The 16009-nt window shown below is 68.4% G+C and carries 19 protein-coding genes; 7 read left to right on the top strand and 12 right to left on the bottom strand.

Annotated elements, in window-relative coordinates; all coding sequences use genetic code 11:
* The first annotated feature begins 36 nt into the window (after positions 1-36).
* Positions 37-1248: an NAD-binding protein gene (locus BM282_RS11405; RefSeq protein ID WP_089880857.1), complete on the top strand. Its 1212-nt coding sequence runs from the start codon at positions 37-39 to the stop codon at positions 1246-1248.
* 9 nt (positions 1249-1257) lie between these two features.
* Here BM282_RS11405 and BM282_RS11400 read toward each other — a convergent pair whose 3' ends face one another.
* A complete protein-coding gene (locus BM282_RS11400; protein WP_089880855.1) occupies positions 1258-2730 on the bottom strand; it encodes a universal stress protein in 1473 nt (490 codons plus the stop codon).
* Positions 2731-2733: 3 nt separating this feature from the next.
* The gene (locus BM282_RS11395) at positions 2734-3462 is read right to left on the bottom strand and encodes a nucleoside phosphorylase (RefSeq protein ID WP_089880852.1); all 729 of its coding nucleotides are present in this window, start codon (positions 3460-3462) and stop codon (positions 2734-2736) included.
* 460 nt (positions 3463-3922) lie between these two features.
* Here BM282_RS11395 and BM282_RS11390 point away from each other — a divergent pair, with 460 nt between their 5' ends.
* Complete coding sequence (locus BM282_RS11390; protein ID WP_089880850.1) at positions 3923-4471, top strand: hypothetical protein; 549 nt, start codon at positions 3923-3925, stop codon at positions 4469-4471.
* Between the two features lie 19 nt (positions 4472-4490).
* Here BM282_RS11390 and BM282_RS11385 read toward each other — a convergent pair whose 3' ends face one another.
* The 3 genes from BM282_RS11385 to BM282_RS11375 are packed head-to-tail and all read right to left on the bottom strand — an operon-like array spanning position 4491 to position 6790.
* The gene (locus tag BM282_RS11385; protein WP_089880848.1) at positions 4491-4997 is read right to left on the bottom strand and encodes a hypothetical protein; all 507 of its coding nucleotides are present in this window, start codon (positions 4995-4997) and stop codon (positions 4491-4493) included.
* A 56-nt stretch (positions 4998-5053) separates the two neighbouring features.
* Positions 5054-5917: a carbohydrate kinase family protein gene (locus tag BM282_RS11380; protein ID WP_089880845.1), complete on the bottom strand. Its 864-nt coding sequence runs from the start codon at positions 5915-5917 to the stop codon at positions 5054-5056.
* 54 nt (positions 5918-5971) lie between these two features.
* Positions 5972-6790 (bottom strand): DUF63 family protein, encoded by an 819-nt coding sequence (locus BM282_RS11375; protein ID WP_089880842.1) that lies wholly within the window; start codon positions 6788-6790, stop codon positions 5972-5974.
* Positions 6791-6947: 157 nt separating this feature from the next.
* On the opposite strand from BM282_RS11375, the gene deoC reads away from it, so the two are divergent.
* Positions 6948-7586, top strand: a complete 639-nt coding sequence (gene deoC / locus BM282_RS11370; RefSeq protein ID WP_089880841.1) for a deoxyribose-phosphate aldolase — start codon at positions 6948-6950, stop codon at positions 7584-7586.
* A gap of 9 nt (positions 7587-7595) precedes the next feature.
* Here the strand turns inward: deoC and BM282_RS11365 are convergent, their stop codons facing one another.
* Both BM282_RS11365 and BM282_RS11360 read right to left on the bottom strand, forming a co-directional pair.
* Positions 7596-8792: an outer membrane protein assembly factor BamB family protein gene (locus tag BM282_RS11365; RefSeq protein ID WP_175501495.1), complete on the bottom strand. Its 1197-nt coding sequence runs from the start codon at positions 8790-8792 to the stop codon at positions 7596-7598.
* A gap of 65 nt (positions 8793-8857) precedes the next feature.
* Positions 8858-10087, bottom strand: a complete 1230-nt coding sequence (locus BM282_RS11360) for an outer membrane protein assembly factor BamB family protein (protein ID WP_089880838.1) — start codon at positions 10085-10087, stop codon at positions 8858-8860.
* Positions 10088-10204: 117 nt separating this feature from the next.
* Between BM282_RS11360 and BM282_RS11355 the strand changes: the two genes are divergently transcribed.
* Positions 10205-11458, top strand: coding sequence for a tRNA (N(6)-L-threonylcarbamoyladenosine(37)-C(2))-methylthiotransferase (locus tag BM282_RS11355; RefSeq protein ID WP_089880835.1), 1254 nt, complete (start codon positions 10205-10207; stop codon positions 11456-11458).
* Between the two features lie 22 nt (positions 11459-11480).
* Here BM282_RS11355 and BM282_RS18550 read toward each other — a convergent pair whose 3' ends face one another.
* Complete coding sequence (locus BM282_RS18550; RefSeq protein WP_175501493.1) at positions 11481-11618, bottom strand: hypothetical protein; 138 nt, start codon at positions 11616-11618, stop codon at positions 11481-11483.
* Complete coding sequence (locus BM282_RS11350) at positions 11615-12034, bottom strand: GNAT family N-acetyltransferase (protein ID WP_089880833.1); 420 nt, start codon at positions 12032-12034, stop codon at positions 11615-11617. The genes BM282_RS18550 and BM282_RS11350 overlap by 4 nt, the downstream gene beginning before the upstream one ends.
* Before the next feature lie 87 nt (positions 12035-12121).
* On the opposite strand from BM282_RS11350, the gene BM282_RS11345 reads away from it, so the two are divergent.
* A complete protein-coding gene (locus tag BM282_RS11345; protein ID WP_089880831.1) occupies positions 12122-12715 on the top strand; it encodes a S26 family signal peptidase in 594 nt (197 codons plus the stop codon).
* Between the two features lie 12 nt (positions 12716-12727).
* Here the strand turns inward: BM282_RS11345 and BM282_RS11340 are convergent, their stop codons facing one another.
* Positions 12728-13657 (bottom strand): cation diffusion facilitator family transporter, encoded by a 930-nt coding sequence (locus BM282_RS11340; protein ID WP_245758349.1) that lies wholly within the window; start codon positions 13655-13657, stop codon positions 12728-12730.
* A 177-nt stretch (positions 13658-13834) separates the two neighbouring features.
* The gene (locus BM282_RS11335) at positions 13835-14419 is read right to left on the bottom strand and encodes an HIT family protein (RefSeq protein WP_089880826.1); all 585 of its coding nucleotides are present in this window, start codon (positions 14417-14419) and stop codon (positions 13835-13837) included.
* Positions 14420-14527: 108 nt separating this feature from the next.
* Between BM282_RS11335 and BM282_RS11330 the strand changes: the two genes are divergently transcribed.
* The gene (locus BM282_RS11330; RefSeq protein WP_089880824.1) at positions 14528-14725 is read left to right on the top strand and encodes a DUF7835 family putative zinc beta-ribbon protein; all 198 of its coding nucleotides are present in this window, start codon (positions 14528-14530) and stop codon (positions 14723-14725) included.
* A gap of 82 nt (positions 14726-14807) precedes the next feature.
* Positions 14808-15005 carry a DUF7835 family putative zinc beta-ribbon protein gene (locus BM282_RS11325; protein WP_089880822.1) on the top strand — a complete coding sequence of 66 codons (198 nt, stop codon included), beginning with the start codon at positions 14808-14810 and terminating at the stop codon, positions 15003-15005.
* 12 nt (positions 15006-15017) lie between these two features.
* On the opposite strand, the gene map is transcribed toward BM282_RS11325, so the two are convergent.
* Positions 15018-15908, bottom strand: a complete 891-nt coding sequence (gene map / locus BM282_RS11320; protein WP_089880820.1) for a type II methionyl aminopeptidase — start codon at positions 15906-15908, stop codon at positions 15018-15020.
* Between the last annotated feature and the right edge of the window lie 101 nt (positions 15909-16009).

Here is a 16009-nt window from a genome sequence, read left to right as displayed (position 1 = left end):
GTTTCGGTTAAGTAGGAAACGACCCACCGGAGAGGTATGGTGCTCGAACGGGAGTGGGTCGGTGCGCGCGCCTCGATGGTGTTGACGTCCCTCGTCGGCGTCCTCTCCGTCGTCACGGGCATCGCCAACATCACCGTCACCATCGACGCCCCGGAGTTCGTCCTGTTCGGCGTCACCCTCCCGGGATACGTCCAGCAGGTGGCGGCGTTCACGGGGACGCTCACGGGGTTCGTCCTCCTCCTCACCGCGTTCGGTCTGCGCCGCCGTCTCCGCGTGGCGTGGTACGCGAACATGCTCCTCGTGCCCATCACCGCCGCGCAGGGGCTGCTTCAGTCGAACGAGCAGTCGCTTCCGCTCGTCGGTCTCTCCGCCGTCGCGTTCGTCGTCGTCGGGGTGAACTACCGCGCCTTCGACCGCGAAGTGGAGTTGACGACGACGCAAATCGGCGCGCTCGCCGCTCTCGCCGGAGCGCAGGCGTACGGCACCGTCGGCGCGTTCGCCCTCCGCGACGAGTTCGGCTCGGTCGACACCCTGCTGGACGCGTTCTACTTCTCGCTCGTCACCGGCAGCACCGTCGGTTACGGCGACATCACCCCGCAGTCGGCCGTCGGCAGACTGTTCACTCTCTCGGTGTTGCTCGTCACCGTCTCGGCGTTCGCCGTCGTCCTCGGCGTCGTCTTCACACCGCTCATCGAAGCGCGACTCTCCAAAGCACTCGGACGCATGACAGAAGAACAACTCGACCTGTTAGAGAACCACGTCCTCGTCCTCGGCCACGGGGACCTGACCGAACCGATACTCGAAGAACTCACCGGGAAGTCCGACGTCCTCATCCTCACCGGTAACGAGGAGCGCACGCGTCGCCTCTCCGAGCGCGGATTCACCGTCCTCACGGCGGACCCGAGCGACGAGGACTCCCAGCACCGCGCCCGCGTGGAGTCCGCCCGCGCCGTCGTCGTCGCGACGAACAACGACGCCGAGGACGCCCTCGCCATCCTGACCGCGCGGCAACTCAACCCGGAGGTGACCATCGTCGCCGCGGCGACGCAACGCGAGAACGTGAACAAGCTGAAACGCGCCGGCGCGGACACCGTCATCAGTCCGGCGACGCTGGGCGCGCACTTCCTCGCGGAGTCCGCGCTCGGGAGCACCGGCGTCGAGGAGTTAGAGCGGCGACTGATGGAGGGGGAACCGTCGGAAGAAGACGCCGAGGCGCAGACCGTTCTCGACGACGAGGACGAGACGTAACGCCCGGCCTCAGAGGTTGCCGCGGTCGAACACGGCGACGTCGCAGTCGACGGTCTGGAGTCGCTCGAACGTCGGCGGCGCGACGAACCGCGAGGCGGCCGACCGCTCACCGCTCGACCCGAGGACGAGCAGGTCGTACGACCCGGCGTTCGCGGAGATGAACGAGCGGACGTCCGTCCGCGAGACGCGCGTCTCGACGGGTGCGTCCGCCGTCTCGACGAGGTTCGCGAGTCGCGTCTCCGCGCGCCGTCGCTCGACTTCGCTCCCGATGCAGGTCGTGACGCTGACGACGCCGTTTCGCCCCGCCAGACGGAGGGCGAAGTCTATCATCGCGTGCGCCGTGTCGCCCGGCCGGGAGACGAGAACGAGGATGCGCTTCCAGCGTCGCGTCTCGCCGACGGAGCGGAACGCCACGGCGTCGATAGAACTGCGGAACACCCCACGGACGAACGCCGAGAGCGACCCGCGGTCCTCCTCGTACGGCGTCACGACGAGGTCGCAGTTCGTGTTTCGGGCGGTCTGGAGCGTCGTCTCCAGTGGGTCCCCGGCGGCGACGACGACTTCGCAGGGGACGCCCACCCGCGTCCGTAAGTCCGCGGCGCACGACTCCAGTCGGGCGGCCGCCGTCCCGGCTTCACCGGTGAGTTCGCCCGAGTCGCCCGTCGTCGTCGCACCCGTTCTCTCGACTCCGGCGTCGACCGGTCGCGCCCGCTCTGCGTCCTCGACGACGGCGAGAAGCACCACTTTCCCGGCGTCGTGGGCGGCGGCCAGACGCGCGCCGAACAGCGCCGTCCGCGACGCGTTCTCGCCGCGCATCGGGACGAGGACGTGGTCGTCGCCGCGGACCGTCTCGTAGAGGAACCGCGCCCGTTGCTCGTAGAACTTCTCGCGCCAGACGACGAACACCCCGGCGACGATGAGCGACGCGAGGAAGATGTTGACGACGTAGGCCGTGGCGCTCTGCGTCTGCGACAGCGGCGTCCCCGGGTTCGAGACGAGCGTCAAGAGCGCCGTCGAGAACGCCGACGGCGCCTCGACGTCGGCCGCCCACGTGACGAGTCCGGTGAGAAACACCGCGAGCGCGGCGCTCTCGGGGTGCGGCACGACCGTCTGTGTCTCGCCGTAGACCATCACCGTGGCCCACAGCGAGGCGAGTCCGCACAGCGCACCGGCCGTGAGACTCGCGACGAACTTCGTCGGACTGGCGTATCGTCCCTCGGGGTCCGAAAAGAGGGTGTACGTCCCCGACGCCAGCGGCGGGAACAACAGGTACGACAGCGTTCCGATTCGCCCCGTCAGAAACGTGACGAAGCCGATGAGAAGCGGGACGAACAGGACGATAGAGAGGTGGAGGAGGTTGTTCGTGTTCTCCAGCCATCGACGAAACTCCGACAGTTCCCGGCGCTCTACCCGCCTGACCCGCCCGGAGAACGACGAGAGTCGCCCCGCGAGGTTCGCCGCGAGCCGTCGGAGCCGTGACATCGCCTACGCGAGGGTAGTGACCGCATCCAGCGTCAGTGCGATGGCCCGTTCGACGTTGTTCTTCGCCTTCTCCGGGAGTTCCTCGTCGGAGTCCGCGCCCTTCTGCGTCCCCTTCACGAGGTTGCCGTCGACGGTGCAGATAGCGCCCGCGCGGAGGCCCTTCCGGCGCGCGAGCGAGAAGACGGTGGCCGCCTCCATCTCGATGGCGAGGAGGCCGGCGGCGTTCCACTCCTGCACGTACTCGTCGGACTCGTTGTAGAACGCGTCGTCGGAGACGATGGGGCCGACGTGGACGTCCTCGTCGTTCGCCTCCGCGGCGTCCACGAGGGCGGTCAGCACGTCGTAGTCCGGCACGGCCGGGATGACCTCCGACTCGTAGCGCTTCGAGGTTCCCTCCTCCTTCGCCGCGCCCGTCGCGACGATCATATCGCCGATTTCGACGTGTTCCTGCAGTGCGCCGATGGTGCCGACGCGGACGAACGTCTCGACGCCGACGCGCGAGAGTTCCTCGACGGCGATGGCGGCCGATGGACAGCCGATACCCGTCGAGCAGATGGTGAGCGGGACGCCCTCGTACGTCGCGTTGACGACCTTGTACTCGCGGTTCTGCGCGACTTCTTCGACGCTCTCACACTGCTTCGCGATGCGGTCGACGCGCCCCGGGTCGCCGGGTACGAGTGCGATGTCTTCGACGTCACCTTCTTCGACGAGGAGGTGGGGCTGTTTGGCCATACACGTGCCTCACGGGACGGCCCCAAAAACGACGCGGTCCGCGAGAGACGGTCGGTCCGCCGACGGGCAGAGCGCTCCGAATCCACCTCGTTCGCCCCGTCCTAACGGCTGCTTCGGGACCGTTTAACCGACGCGAAAGTCACGATATCGGACCGATAACTAAGCCCGATAGCCGCCTCGTACTCGATGGCCGTCGAACACTGTCGACCCGGGATGTCCATCCCATCCCCCCCTCGCCTGGACGGGCACTCCCCCGCTCGTCCCTGCGTACACCAACTTCCCGGGTCGAACAGTGCGGTCATCCGGCGACGGTAGGCGGTGCGCCATCGAACGTGCGGCGGTTCGCCGCGACGCGAGTACACCCCCCCCACTCCGCGTCGCGGCCGGTTCGCCACCGAGCACGTTCTCGGCCACGCGCCTCGCCGGACGACCGACTCGACGGTACACGCTCCAATCCAGTATGTCACTCACGCCAGTCACGAGCGGAGCCGACGCGACCGACATTCCCCACAGGTGGCGGTTCGCACTCCTGAGCGTCGCGACACGTCGCGCGCTCGCCGCCGTGACCGTGCTCGTCGCCACACTCGGCTTGCTCCCCCTCTACGAGTCGGTGTGGTGGTGGGACATCCTGACGCACACGCTCGCGGGCGCGACCATCACCGGATGGCTCGTGCTCTCGCGCGTCCGTGTCGCGTCCGTCGTCTTCCTCGTCGCCCTCTGTTCAGGCGCGTGGGAGCTTCTCGAGTACGCGACACCCGCGTTCGCCTTTATGGCCGGGTCGCCGGCCGACACCGTTCTCGACGTCGCCTGTAACTTCCTCGGGTCGGCAGTCGTCGCCGGCGGCTACGCGCGCTTCGGGCCGCGGGTCGCTCCGACGCACGACGACGGCGATGGTGACGACCGCGATGGGAATGACGACGCCGATGGGAACGACGTCGGCGACGACGCTGACGCCGAGTCCGGCGTGTTCCGGTCGGGAGCGAGCGAGACGGACCCCGCAGACGGCTGACGACGCCGCGCTCTTCCGTTCACAGTCCCGCAGTGAGGAGTGGCAACACGACTGCGAGCGTCAGGCCGAACACGAACGACGAGCGGAGCCACTGCCCGCGAACGGCCGTCGACCGCTCTTCGTAGACGCGTTCGGCACCGCGCGGGAGGACGACGTGTGCGAAAACCGTGTAGACGAACCCGACGACGGCCGCCGTCGCGAGCGCGTGCGGAACGAGCGAAATCGGTCCCGCGGCGACGACGGGCGGGACGACTGCGGCGAGCATCCAGTAGACGGCGGCGTAGAGGACACCCGCGAGGACGCCCGCGCCGTGGTGGACGACGTGTGCGTCGAAGGCGGACACCTCGTTCGGGTCGGTGCCGCGGAGTATCGACGCGGCGACGTACGCCGGCGTGAACCCCTCTTCTTGGCTCACCATCGGGAGGTCCATCGCTAACGCCGCGACGAATCCGGAGAGCGCACTCAGCCCGACGAACGCGAGCGCCGTCTCGAACGACCCGGCGAGACCGGTGGTGAGCGCCGACATCGCTTCCGCTACGGAGTCGAACTGTAAAACGCGTCCGGCAGATGGCCCCGGTGCAGTCACTCGCCGAGGAAGGCGTCGACCTGTTTCCACGAGAGGTCGGTTCGCGCGCCGGGGACGCGCGAGACGAGTGCGCCGCAGGCGTTCGCGACGGCCAGTGCTCGCTCGAAGTCGTCGCCGGCGACGCGAGCGGCGACGAACCCCGCGGCGAACGCGTCGCCCGCGCCGGTGGTGTCGACGGCGTCGATGGGGTAGCCCGGGTGTGCGATACGCTCGCCGTCGACGCGAACCTCCGCCCCGTCGGGGCCGTGTTTGAGGACGAGCGTCTGTTCGTTCAGGTCGAACGCGTCCAGCGCGAGTGCGGCTTCGCGGTCGTTCAAGAACAGGTAGTCAACCGCCGAGAGCGCCGTTCCGTAGGCTCGGTCGCCGATACGGCGTCCCGGGTCGAAACTGACCGTCACGCCGAGTTCGCCGGCGCGTTCGGCCAGTCGCGTGGCCGTCTCGGGTCGCTGACTCGTCAGGTGGAGGTGGTCGAGTTCGCGGAGCGTCCCTTCGGAGACGTCGGCCGCGATGAACGCCTCGTTCGCCCCCGGACAACCTAGCATCATCACCTCGCCGGAGGGTTCGACGACGACGTACTTGCGCGTCGTCTCCCCTTCGGGTGCGGTGACGACGTGTCGGCAGTCGACGCCTCTCTCCCCCAACTGTTCGCGGGCGAGACGGCCGTGTTCGTCGTCGCCGACGCTCCCGAGGATGGAACTGTCGACGCCGAGGTCCGAGAGGCCGACGGCGACGTTGGACGCACTGCCGCCGCCGCCGGCGACGCGCGAGGAGACGGTCGTCTCGCCGTCCGGTTCGGGGAGCGAATCGACGCGGAGCGTCACGTCCCAGTTGACGTGACCGGCGCAGAGAACGCGTGGCATAGGTAGCTCAGTGAGTTTGGCGGGCCGGCGGTAAAAAGTCGCCCCCCGGCGACGCTACGCCCCGCCGAGGAGCGTGAACAGGAGGAGGTTGTGCGCGCCCGGTCCGAGACCGACGGCGGCGACGAAGCCGAGGAGCGTGTAGCCCTCGGCGGGGTCCTCGCGGACGTAGTCGGCGAACAGGGCGACGATACCCGAGACGAGGACGAGTTTGACGAGGACGAACAGCCACACCGTTCCGAGGTACGGTTCCGTCGGCAGCGTCGCCGCGAACTCGATTATCTCGCGCGAGAGCGGCGTTCGTTCCGCGAACCCCATCAGGTCGATACCGACGGCGGTCGAGATGGCGTCCAACGAGTGGCCGAAGACGGCGAGTGCGCCGACCGGCGCGGTGAGTTCGGCGTCCGGGTAGACGCGGACGAGGGCGGCCCACGTCGCCGCCGCGACGACGAGAGCGAGGACGAGACCCAGCGTCGGGAGAAGCGGAGAGAGCGTGCCGGCGGACAGTCCGACGAGGACGCCGGCGGCGACGACGACGAGGCCGAGGAGCGTCCCGAGGCCCGCGAGGACGGGGACGACCATCTCGTCGGCCCACGCCGCCGCGGCGACGAACGTCCCGACGCCGACGACGCCGACGGAGAGGTAGACGGCCGGCGTGCCGCCGAGGGGGCGGAGGACGGCCGGGAGGCCGTCGACGGCGTAGAGCACGTGGACGGCAGACCCGAGGACCATCCAGGGCGTGAACGCGAGGATTCGCTCGGCCGTGACCGCGGGACGGCGACGGTTCACCGCGGCGACGACGACGCCGACTGCGACGAGGAGTCCGAGAAGGTACGGAAGCGGTGGCAACGCGAACCCTTCGGGGAGGATGGCCATGCTCTCTCGGGCGGTTGGCGGCCGTGAAAGCCTTACGGAAACCGGACATCGGAGCCGCCGTAGACGACCCCGTACCGTTCACCACTGCCGTTCGAGCGAGACCGACGACGCCCGCGTATTCGAGTCGCTTTTACATCCTGTCGTCGTCTTCGCCGCCATGGACCGCACGGAGTTCGCCGCACGCATCGACCACACCGTCCTCGGCCCCGAGACGACGTTCGCGGACGTGGAGTCCGTCCTCGACGACGCCGCCGAGTACGGCATGAACGCCTGCATCCCGCCGTGCTACGTCGCCGAAGCGGCCGCGTACGCTCCGGACGTGACGCTGGCCACCGTCGTCGGCTTCCCCCACGGGCAGCACTCGACGGCCGCAAAGCGCGAGGAGGCCGTCGACGCGTGGGAGAACGACGCCGACGAACTGGACATGGTGATAAACGTCGGTCGTCTGAAGGCGGACGAGTACGACGCCGTCGAAGAGGACATCGCGGAAGTCGTCGCCGCCGTCCCCATCCCGGTGAAAGTCATCATCGAGACGGCCCTCTTGACCGACCAAGAGAAACGCCGCGCCTGTGAGGCCGCCGTGCAGGCGGACGCCGACTTCGTGAAGACCTCTACGGGCTTTGCCGACGGCGGTGCGACCATCGAAGACGTGGAACTGATGGCCGAGTACCTGCCGGTGAAAGCAAGCGGCGGCGTGGGGTCGTACGAGGAGGCGATGGCGATGTTCGACGCCGGCGCGGAGCGGATTGGTGCTTCCAGCGGTGTGGAAATCGTGTCCGGATTCCCCGAGGAGTAGTCTCCTCACTCACTGCGGGTCGAACGCCACCAACGCCGCCGGGTTCTCGTCGTCGCCGCTCGTCACCGCGAACAGCGCGCCGTCGCCGACGGCGAGGCCCTCCACCGTCGTCGACAGCGACTGCGACCACCGCTTCCCGCCGAGTCGGAACTGCCCGATACCCGTCCCGCCCGAGAGTTCGAACGCGTGGACGCCGCGTTCGTTGCCGACGTAGAGGCGGTCACCGGCGGCGACGGGGGCCGCGCGGTCGTACCGACCGCTCGCTCGCCATCCGACGGCGGCGTCGTACTCGCGGACCGACCCGACCGAGTCGTAGCCGGCGCTGAAGACCCAGACGCCCGCGTGGACGGGCGGACTATTGGCGTACTCCTGTTCGACTTCCCAGCGGACGCTCCCGGCGTGGAGGCCGCCCTGTCGACACCGAAGCGGGTCCGAGAACGTGTGGACGAGGAGGCCCTCGTCGGTGGGGAGAAGCGACTCGACGGCGCTCCCGGCGTCCTCGCGCCACCCCTCGCGCGGCGACTCCGGCGTCACGTCCGAGAACGCGTACACGTGGCCGCCTTCGGTGCCGACGAAGAGACCGCCGAACGCGTCCGAGGCCAGCGCCGAGGGAACGCCGAACACGTCCCGTTCCCACATCGACTCGCCCGTCTCGCCGTCGAGGCGGTGCAGGCCGGTCCGCTGAGAACCCGCGTAGACGGCGTCGTCGTCTCGGGCGGGCACGGGCGTCGTGCGAGCGTCCACGTCCTCGCGAGACCAGCGTCGTTCGCCGGTGTTCGCGTCGATGGCGTGGAGTCCGATGTCGCTCCCGAACGGGACGTACAGCGTGTCGCCGACGACGAGCGGAGACCCCGGCCACGGACTGTCTTCGGGCGCGTACGTCCAGCGTTCCTCCCCGCTCCCGGCGTCGTAGGCGACGAGGCCGGCGGCGCGAGGCAGGTAGACGACGCCGCCGGCGACGACCGGACTCCCGTTCGGCGTCCGCGCCTCGGTTCGCCATCGCTCGGTCGCGCCGTTCCGGGGAGCGACGGCGTCCGGCGCGAACGCCGTCTGGGCCGCGTCGTAGCGCGGCATCGGCCAGTCGGTGGCGTGGTCGCTCCCCGGGGAGAACTGCTCGGAGCGGTCGTCCACCGCGTCGAGACACCCCGCGAGTCCGGCGGTCGCGAGACTGCCGACACCGGCGAGGAGGTGGCGTCTGGAGGGCATCGGTCGGGAGTTTTCGTCGTCCGTCATATCTCTTCTCGTCTCCGTCCGGTCGCTCCGTTCGGTGGCTACTCCAGCGCGTACACTCGCGGCGAGTCCTGCTCGCGTCCGCTCGTCGCGAAGAAGAGCGCGTCGTCGGCGACGGTGACGCCGCTCTCGACGGCCGAATCCGTTGAGAACGTCCAGCGCTTCGGGAACACTCGCGCGTCCTCGACGCCGACGCCGCCGTCGAGGGCGACGGCGACGACGCCCGACCCGCCGCCGAGGTAGGCCGTCGCGTGCGACGCCGCCGGCGGCGTGCCGAAGTCGCCCTCCACCTGCCAGCGAACCCGCCCCGTCTCCGTCTCGATTCCCTGCGAACGGGCGAGGTCGGAGCCGACGAGGATGCCGTCGGCGAGCGACATCCCGCGGTGGGCGACGAAGCCGTCCTCGGCGTGCCACTCCGTCCGCCCGGTGTGTGCGCCGCCTCGCAGTCGGAAGACGCCGCCGCCGAACGTGCCGACGTGGAGCGTCGACCCCTGCGCGGCGAGCGCGCGAATCGCGCCGGGGAGTTTGCGTCGCCACATCCCGCGGCCGCGGTAGAGCGCGTACACCTCGCCGCTCTCGGTGCCGACGTAGAGCGTCGTCAGCGACCCGGCGAGGGCTTCGACGGCACCGAACGCGTCGAACGTCCACTCGGGGTCGCCCGTCTCGGCGTCGAGGACGGCGACGTGGCCCCTGTCGTCGCCCGTCGCGACGTAGTCGCCCTCTTCTATCGGGAGCGGAGCGGTCGCGTAGTAGCGCCCGTCGTTCCGGTAGCGCCACCGTTCCTCACCCGTCTCCGCGTCGAGAGCGAGGACGCCCCTGTCGTCGTGCGTGCCGACGTAGACGGTACCGTTCGAGACGGACGCGCCGGTGAAGTACGGCGACGGCGAGCGCTCGCCGTCCGCGATGGGACCGACGCGCCACCGCTCGGAACCGTCTTTCGTGGACAACGCGAGGAGGGCGTTCCACGTCGGGACGTAGGCGGTGTCGCCGACGACGGTGACGCGAGCCGTCGGCGTGGACTCGCTGTCGACTCGCCACCGTTCCGTGGGCTTCTCGGTCGGGCCGACGGGCGAGGGGTTGTACGCCGTCGCGGCGGCGTCGAAGTTCGGGAGGGGCCAGTCCGCGGTGGGGTTCTCGACGTCGTCGACGCCGTCGCCGACGGTGCCGTCGAAGCGGTCCGCCGTTCCGGTACACCCGGCGAACGCGGCGAGCGTCGTCGCGCCGACGGCCGAGAGGAAGCGGCGGCGCGTCGACGTGCGGTGGGAGGGCATCGACTGACTCCTGACACTATCGTGTTATCAACGTTTTCGTCCGGGCGACTCCGACTCGCGTCGCCGGGCACAACCGTCGGCCTTTTGCCCGCGCACGAATCATCTCAGGACGACGGAATGGCCCGATATCACATCGAGACGTACGGCTGTACCTCGAACCGCGGCGAGAGCCGAGCCATCGAGAGCGCGCTCCGCGATGCCGGTCACTACCGCGTCGAGGGACCCGAACGAGCCGACGTCGCCATCATGAACACCTGTACGGTCGTCGAGAAGACGGAGCGCAACATGCTCCGACGGGCCAAAGAGTTGGAGAAGGAGACGGCGGACCTCATCGTCACCGGCTGTATGGCGCTCGCGCAGGGCGACGAGTTCCGCGACGAGGGCGTCGACGCCCAGATTCTCCACTGGGACGACGTCCCGACGGCGGTGACGAACGGCGAGTGCCCCACGCCGGGGCCGGGAACCGAACCCGTCTTGGACGGCGTCGTCGGCATCCTCCCCATCGCCCGCGGCTGTATGTCGAACTGCTCGTACTGCATCACGAAGTTCGCGACGGGCCGGGTGGACTCCCCGCCCGTCGAAGAGAACGTCGAGAAGGCCCGCGCACTCGTCCACGCCGGCGCGAAGGAGATACGTATCACCGGCCAAGACACCGGCGTCTACGGCTGGGACGAGGGCGACCGGAAGCTCCCCGAACTGCTCGACCGCATCTGCTCGGAGATAGACGGCGAGTTCCGTGTCCGCCTCGGGATGGCGAACCCCGGCGGCATCCACGGTATCCACGAGGAACTCGTCGACGTGTTCGCGAGACACGAGAACCTGTACAACTTCATCCACCTGCCGGTGCAGTCGGGGTCGGACACGGTACTGGAAGACATGCGCCGCCAGCACCGCGTCGACAAGTTCGTCGAGATAGTCGAGACGTTCGACCGGGAACTGGACTACTGGACGCTCTCGACGGACTTCATCGTCGGCTTCCCGACGGAGACGGACGCCGACCACGAACAGAGCATGGCGCTGTTCCGCGAGGTTCGTCCGGAGAAGGTGAACGTCACGCGCTTCTCGAAGCGACCCGGCACCGACGCCGCCGAGATGAAGGGCCTCGGCGGGACGGTGAAGAAGGAGCGCTCGAAGGAGATGTCCGACCTGAAGATGGACGTCGTCGCCGAGGCGTACGAGGCCATGGTCGGCGAGACGCACGAGGTGATGGTCGTACAGGAGGGGACGGGCGACTCCGTGAAGTGCCGCGACGAGGCCTACCGACAGATAATCGTCCAGAACGCCACGGAACACGGCGTCGAACCCGGCGACTTCCTCGACGTCGAAGTGACGAGTCACCAGACGGTGTACGCGTTCGGGAAGCCGGTCTGACCGGCGACGCCGTTCTCACCGCTCACCCCGGTACGTAGGCCCGCCCGCACTCCGAACAGCGATACTCCGCGCGCCACCCGCCGCCGGTGGTGTACCGCTTCCGAATCGAGTCTCGTGCCCCGCAGTGCGGACAGCGTTCCGGCAGGTCGGCGTCGCTCACGGGTCCTCCGAGGCGTTCGTTCGCAGAAACATCCCTCGCGAGGCGGGTGCGGTCGACTCGAATCCCCAGCGTTCGTAGAACCCCTCCACGTCGGCGAGGAGGTTCACGTACGCGTCTTCGGGCGCTTCGCGGTCGAGGTACGCGACGAGTTCGTCCATCATCCGCGTGCCGATTCCGCGCCCCTGGTGGTCGGGGTGGACGGCCATGTCCGTGATCTGATAGACCGTCCCCGAGTCACCGACGATTCGAGCCATCGCCACCGTCTCGCCCGCGGCGTCGACATGGACGCCGAAGACGGTGTTCGGGAGGCCGCGGCGGGCACCGTCGAGACTGCGCGGCGACATCCCGGCCGCCTCGCGGAGGGCGCAGAACGTCTCGGCGTCGGGGACGTCGCGGACGAGTTCGTAGTCGTCCATGCGTCGGCCGACGCGGCGCGGCGATATGACAGTTGGTGTCCGCGAGAACCGCGGCCCTTTTGCCGGTCGTTCGCTCACACATGGTCGATGGTCGACGAACCGGGTCCCCGCCTTCCCCTGTACGTCCGCGACGTCCTCCAGACGGCCGCCGCCGTCGTCCTCGTCGGTGCCCTCCTGTTCACGCTGACGGGCGTCTGGCCGCCGATGGTCGCCGTCGAGAGTCCGAGCATGGAACCGCACATCGACACCGGCGACATGGTGGTCGTGAGCGACGTCGGTCGCTACGCCGGGGCGGCGGCCGACGACCACGGCATCGTCACGCGCGCCGAAGCCGACGGCTACACCCGGTTCTCGGCGGCCGGTGACGTCGTCGTCTACATGCCGCCCGGGCGCGTCGGGTCGCCGATAATCCACCGCGCGCAGTTCCACGTCGAAGAGGGCGAGAACTGGTACGACGAGGCCGACCCCGACGCCATCGGGAGTCACGTCGACGACTGCGAGGAACTGGCCAACTGCCCGGCGCCGAACGCGGGCTACATCACGAAGGGCGACAACAACGCCCGCTACGACCAGGTGACGGGCCTCGCGCCGCCCGTCGACCCCGACTGGGTCCGCGCGAAAGCGCAGGTTCGCGTCCCGTTCCTCGGGTGGATTCGACTCGCCCTCTCCAGTCTGTTCTGAGTCGGACCGAACTCACTCCTCTCTGGTCCGCCGTTCGTAGAGGCGCGTCCGTTCGTCCTCCTTCCACTCGCCGAGTTCCTTCGGGTCGACGTGGACGAAGACGTCGTCCACCTCCGGCAACTCGCGTATCGCGGTCACCACGTCGGATTCGATGTCGTGCGCTTCGAGGAGCGTCATGTCGCCTTCGACCTCGATGTGGAGGCTCACGTCTATCTCCGGGCCGACGTAGTGTGCGACCACGTCGTGCGCGCCGCGGACGTTCGGGTGTTCGAGGGCGCGCGAGAGAATCTCCGCCGTGAGTTCGTCGGAGGGGGCCGCGCCGACGAGGTAGTTCACGTTGTCGCGGACGATTTCGTACCCCGTGTAGACGATGCCGAGGGAGACGACGCCGGCCGCGATGGGGTCGAGGATGGGGACGCCGAAACCGGCACCCAAAACGCCGACGAGGGCGGCGCCGGCGGTGAGGATGTCGTTTCGGTTGTCGAGTGCCGTCGCGACGATGGCGGGCGAGTGTTCACGCTCGCCGATGCTGAGACAGTAGCGGTAGAGGCCGTACTTCACGACGCCGGAGGCGACGAGAACCGTCACGCCCGCGGCGCCGGCGGGGTTGCCGTACGTGCCGTTCAACACCGACGTCGTCGCGTTCCAGAGGACGCCCGCCCCGGCCGCGAACACGCCGACGGCGACGAAAAGCGAGACGAACGGCTCGATTCGCTCGTGGCCGTGCGGGTGTTCGAAGTCCGGCGGTTGCGTCGTCAAGTAGAGGCCCGCGAGGACGATGACGCTGTAGACGGCGTCGGAGACGCTGTTGACCGCCTCGGACCCGACGGCGAGGCTTCCGGTCGACCACCAGACGCCCGCCTTCGCGAGTGCGAGGACGAGGTTCACCCCGAGGACGACGAACCCGACTCGCCGCATCACGCGGCCCCGGTCTCCGCTCATCGACGAACAGTATCCGACAGAGGAGTATGACACTTCCGACCGACCGTCGCCGACGCCGGCGCGGTTCCGGCCACGCTCACGCTTCGGGCTGTCGGCACACTTCGGACCGCCGGCACGCGTTCGACCACCGTCACGCTTCGGACCGGCCGTCGGAGAGACGAACGCGTGCGGCCGAGATCAAGCGGGGCCGTCGTCGTCGTACTCCCGGTCGTCCTCGAACGAGACGGCGTCCGTCTCCCCCCCGGTTGTCGCTCCGCTCTGGGCGGCGAACGCCTCGTGGAGTCGTTCGTACGTGTCGTCTAACGCCTCGACGATGACCTTCGTGTCGCTCACGACGGGCATGAAGTTCGTGTCGCCACCCCACCGCGGGACGACGTGCGTGTGCAGGTGGTCGTCGATAGACCCGCCGGACGGGCCGCCGCCGAGGTTCTCGCCCGCGTTCGCGGCGTCCGGCGAGAGCGCGTCGTCCAAGGCGTCCAGCGTCCGCGTCTTCAACTTCGCGTGGTCCAACAGTTCGGCGTCGGTCAGGTCGCTCCACGACCCCGTGTGGCGGTAGGGGATGACCATCGCGTGGCCCGGATTGTACGGGTAGTTGTTCAACAGGACGAACGCGTGGTCGCTCCGGGCGACGATTCTCGACTCCCGGTCGTCCTCGGAGTCGGGGAGCGAACAGAACGGGCACTCGCCCGCGCCGTCCGCGTCGCTCTCGTCGCCGTCGCGTTCGACCCAGTCGATACGCCACGGCGCGAAAATCTGGTCCATACCGCCACCTCGCAGGCGGCCGATTTAGTTCTCGTGGAGCGAAGTTCGGAGAAATATTCAGTGATTAGAGAACCAAAATTCATACGTGTCTGGTATGTATTTAATTGTATGAGCGCGACACCAGACGCGGACGAGTACACAGAGGAGTGCACAGAATGCCAGCGAGAGACTCGCCACCGCGTACAGATAGAACTCAAAGAGGAGGGCGGCAACGAGGGGACGACCGACTTCTCGCGAGAGCCCTACCGAATCACCGTCTGTTCCGTCTGCGACACGGAGGAGTCGCTCCGCATGAACGACGCATAACTCGACGCACGGCCGGGTAGCACGTCGATATTCGTGATTCTAGCAAGTAAATTCATGCTCGATACTGGCGTATAGGAAACAGATGAGCACGACCCCCAACTCTACGGAACGGACCGAACGCTGTACAGACTGCGGCCGCGACACCGTCCACAGAGTCCGGGTCGAACTGCGAGAAGAGGGGAAGAACCCCGACACCGCGGCGTTCTCCCGCGAGCCGTACCGCATCTCCATCTGTTCGCTCTGCGGCGTGGAGAACGCCCTGCGGATGAACAACGCCTGAGCGCTTCGCGGACTACTCGGTCAGTATCTCACAGCCGTCTTCGGTGACGACTATCGTGTGTTCGGCCTGACTGACGAGTTCGCCGTCGTCTTCCTTCAGAACCGGGTAGCCGTGCAGGACGCCCTGCTGTTTCAGTCGCTGGAGGGCGATGTCGGCACGGGGGGCGTCTATCCACCGCGAGGCGAACGGGAGCGTCTTGTACTCGTCTTTCACCTGGTCGAGCACCTTCCGCGCGGAGCGGTTCCGGACGGACCGGTCCCGTTCGAGACTGTAAATCTCCTCTTTCGAGCCTTCGGTGACCTTGCCGGACCCCGTCGTCGCGAACGGTTCGATGGCCACCACGTCGCCGACTTCGAGTTCGACGCCGCGTTCCGCGCCGCGGTTGGGGACGTTCGGCCCCGTGTGAGCGTCCCACCGGGCGACGCCGTGCCCCGAGAGGTTCAACACCGGCGTGTAGCCGTAGCCGCGGATGACGTCCTCTATCTCCGCGCCGATGGCGCCCGTCTGCGCGCCGGGTTCGACGGCGTCGAGGGCGGCGTCGAGTGCCTCCTCTGCGGCCTCTTTCAGTTCCGCGTTCCCCGAGAGGTCCACCGTCACGGCGGCGTCGGCGATGTAGCCGTCGACGTGGACGCCGCAGTCCAGACAGACCATGTCCTCGCCGAACTCGGTGTCGTCGTCGCGTCCGGGGCTGGCGTGCGACGCCTCCTCGTTCACGCTGATATTGGTGGGAAAGGCACAGCCGTCGGCGAGTTCGTAGATTCGGTCTTCCGAGTACTCGGCGACTTCGAGGTGGGTCACGCCCGGTTCGACCATCTCGGCCGCTTCGTCGAGAACCTGCCGGAGAATCTGTCCGGCCTCCCGATACTTCTCGACCGTCTCGTCGTCGAGGGGTCCGATGCTCATGACGCGTCGTTGGCGCGAGCGGATGAAAGAGGTTGCGGACCCACCGCCGACGCCGGGTCGTCCGCCGATTTGACGTCGGCCGTCGCCGTCCGAACGACCCG

Origin of the sequence: Halogeometricum limi (assembly GCF_900115785.1) — an archaeon.
In the GTDB taxonomy this organism is placed as follows: domain Archaea; phylum Halobacteriota; class Halobacteria; order Halobacteriales; family Haloferacaceae; genus Halogeometricum; species Halogeometricum limi.
Note: the sequence above shows the minus strand (reverse complement) of the source record. Positions and strands in the feature narration are given on the sequence as shown.

Bases quoted from the DNA above. Each gene is read 5' to 3' on its own strand.
- map (WP_089880820.1), bottom strand. From the start codon at position 15,908: ATGAGCATCGGACCCCTCGACGACGAGACGGTCGAGAAGTATCGGGAG.
- BM282_RS11325 (WP_089880822.1), top strand. From the start codon at position 14,808: ATGAGCACGACCCCCAACTCTACGGAACGGACCGAACGCTGTACAGAC.
- BM282_RS11350 (WP_089880833.1), bottom strand. From the start codon at position 12,034: ATGGACGACTACGAACTCGTCCGCGACGTCCCCGACGCCGAGACGTTC.
- BM282_RS11330 (WP_089880824.1), top strand. From the start codon at position 14,528: ATGAGCGCGACACCAGACGCGGACGAGTACACAGAGGAGTGCACAGAA.
- BM282_RS11335 (WP_089880826.1), bottom strand. From the start codon at position 14,419: ATGGACCAGATTTTCGCGCCGTGGCGTATCGACTGGGTCGAACGCGAC.
- BM282_RS11345 (WP_089880831.1), top strand. From the start codon at position 12,122: ATGGTCGACGAACCGGGTCCCCGCCTTCCCCTGTACGTCCGCGACGTC.
- deoC (WP_089880841.1), top strand. From the start codon at position 6,948: ATGGACCGCACGGAGTTCGCCGCACGCATCGACCACACCGTCCTCGGC.
- BM282_RS11340 (WP_245758349.1), bottom strand. From the start codon at position 13,657: ATGAGCGGAGACCGGGGCCGCGTGATGCGGCGAGTCGGGTTCGTCGTC.
- BM282_RS11385 (WP_089880848.1), bottom strand. From the start codon at position 4,997: ATGTCGGCGCTCACCACCGGTCTCGCCGGGTCGTTCGAGACGGCGCTC.
- BM282_RS11400 (WP_089880855.1), bottom strand. From the start codon at position 2,730: ATGTCACGGCTCCGACGGCTCGCGGCGAACCTCGCGGGGCGACTCTCG.
- BM282_RS11380 (WP_089880845.1), bottom strand. From the start codon at position 5,917: ATGCCACGCGTTCTCTGCGCCGGTCACGTCAACTGGGACGTGACGCTC.
- BM282_RS11395 (WP_089880852.1), bottom strand. From the start codon at position 3,462: ATGGCCAAACAGCCCCACCTCCTCGTCGAAGAAGGTGACGTCGAAGAC.
- BM282_RS11405 (WP_089880857.1), top strand. From the start codon at position 37: ATGGTGCTCGAACGGGAGTGGGTCGGTGCGCGCGCCTCGATGGTGTTG.
- BM282_RS11360 (WP_089880838.1), bottom strand. From the start codon at position 10,087: ATGCCCTCCCACCGCACGTCGACGCGCCGCCGCTTCCTCTCGGCCGTC.
- BM282_RS11355 (WP_089880835.1), top strand. From the start codon at position 10,205: ATGGCCCGATATCACATCGAGACGTACGGCTGTACCTCGAACCGCGGC.
- BM282_RS11375 (WP_089880842.1), bottom strand. From the start codon at position 6,790: ATGGCCATCCTCCCCGAAGGGTTCGCGTTGCCACCGCTTCCGTACCTT.
- BM282_RS11365 (WP_175501495.1), bottom strand. From the start codon at position 8,792: ATGCCCTCCAGACGCCACCTCCTCGCCGGTGTCGGCAGTCTCGCGACC.
- BM282_RS11390 (WP_089880850.1), top strand. From the start codon at position 3,923: ATGTCACTCACGCCAGTCACGAGCGGAGCCGACGCGACCGACATTCCC.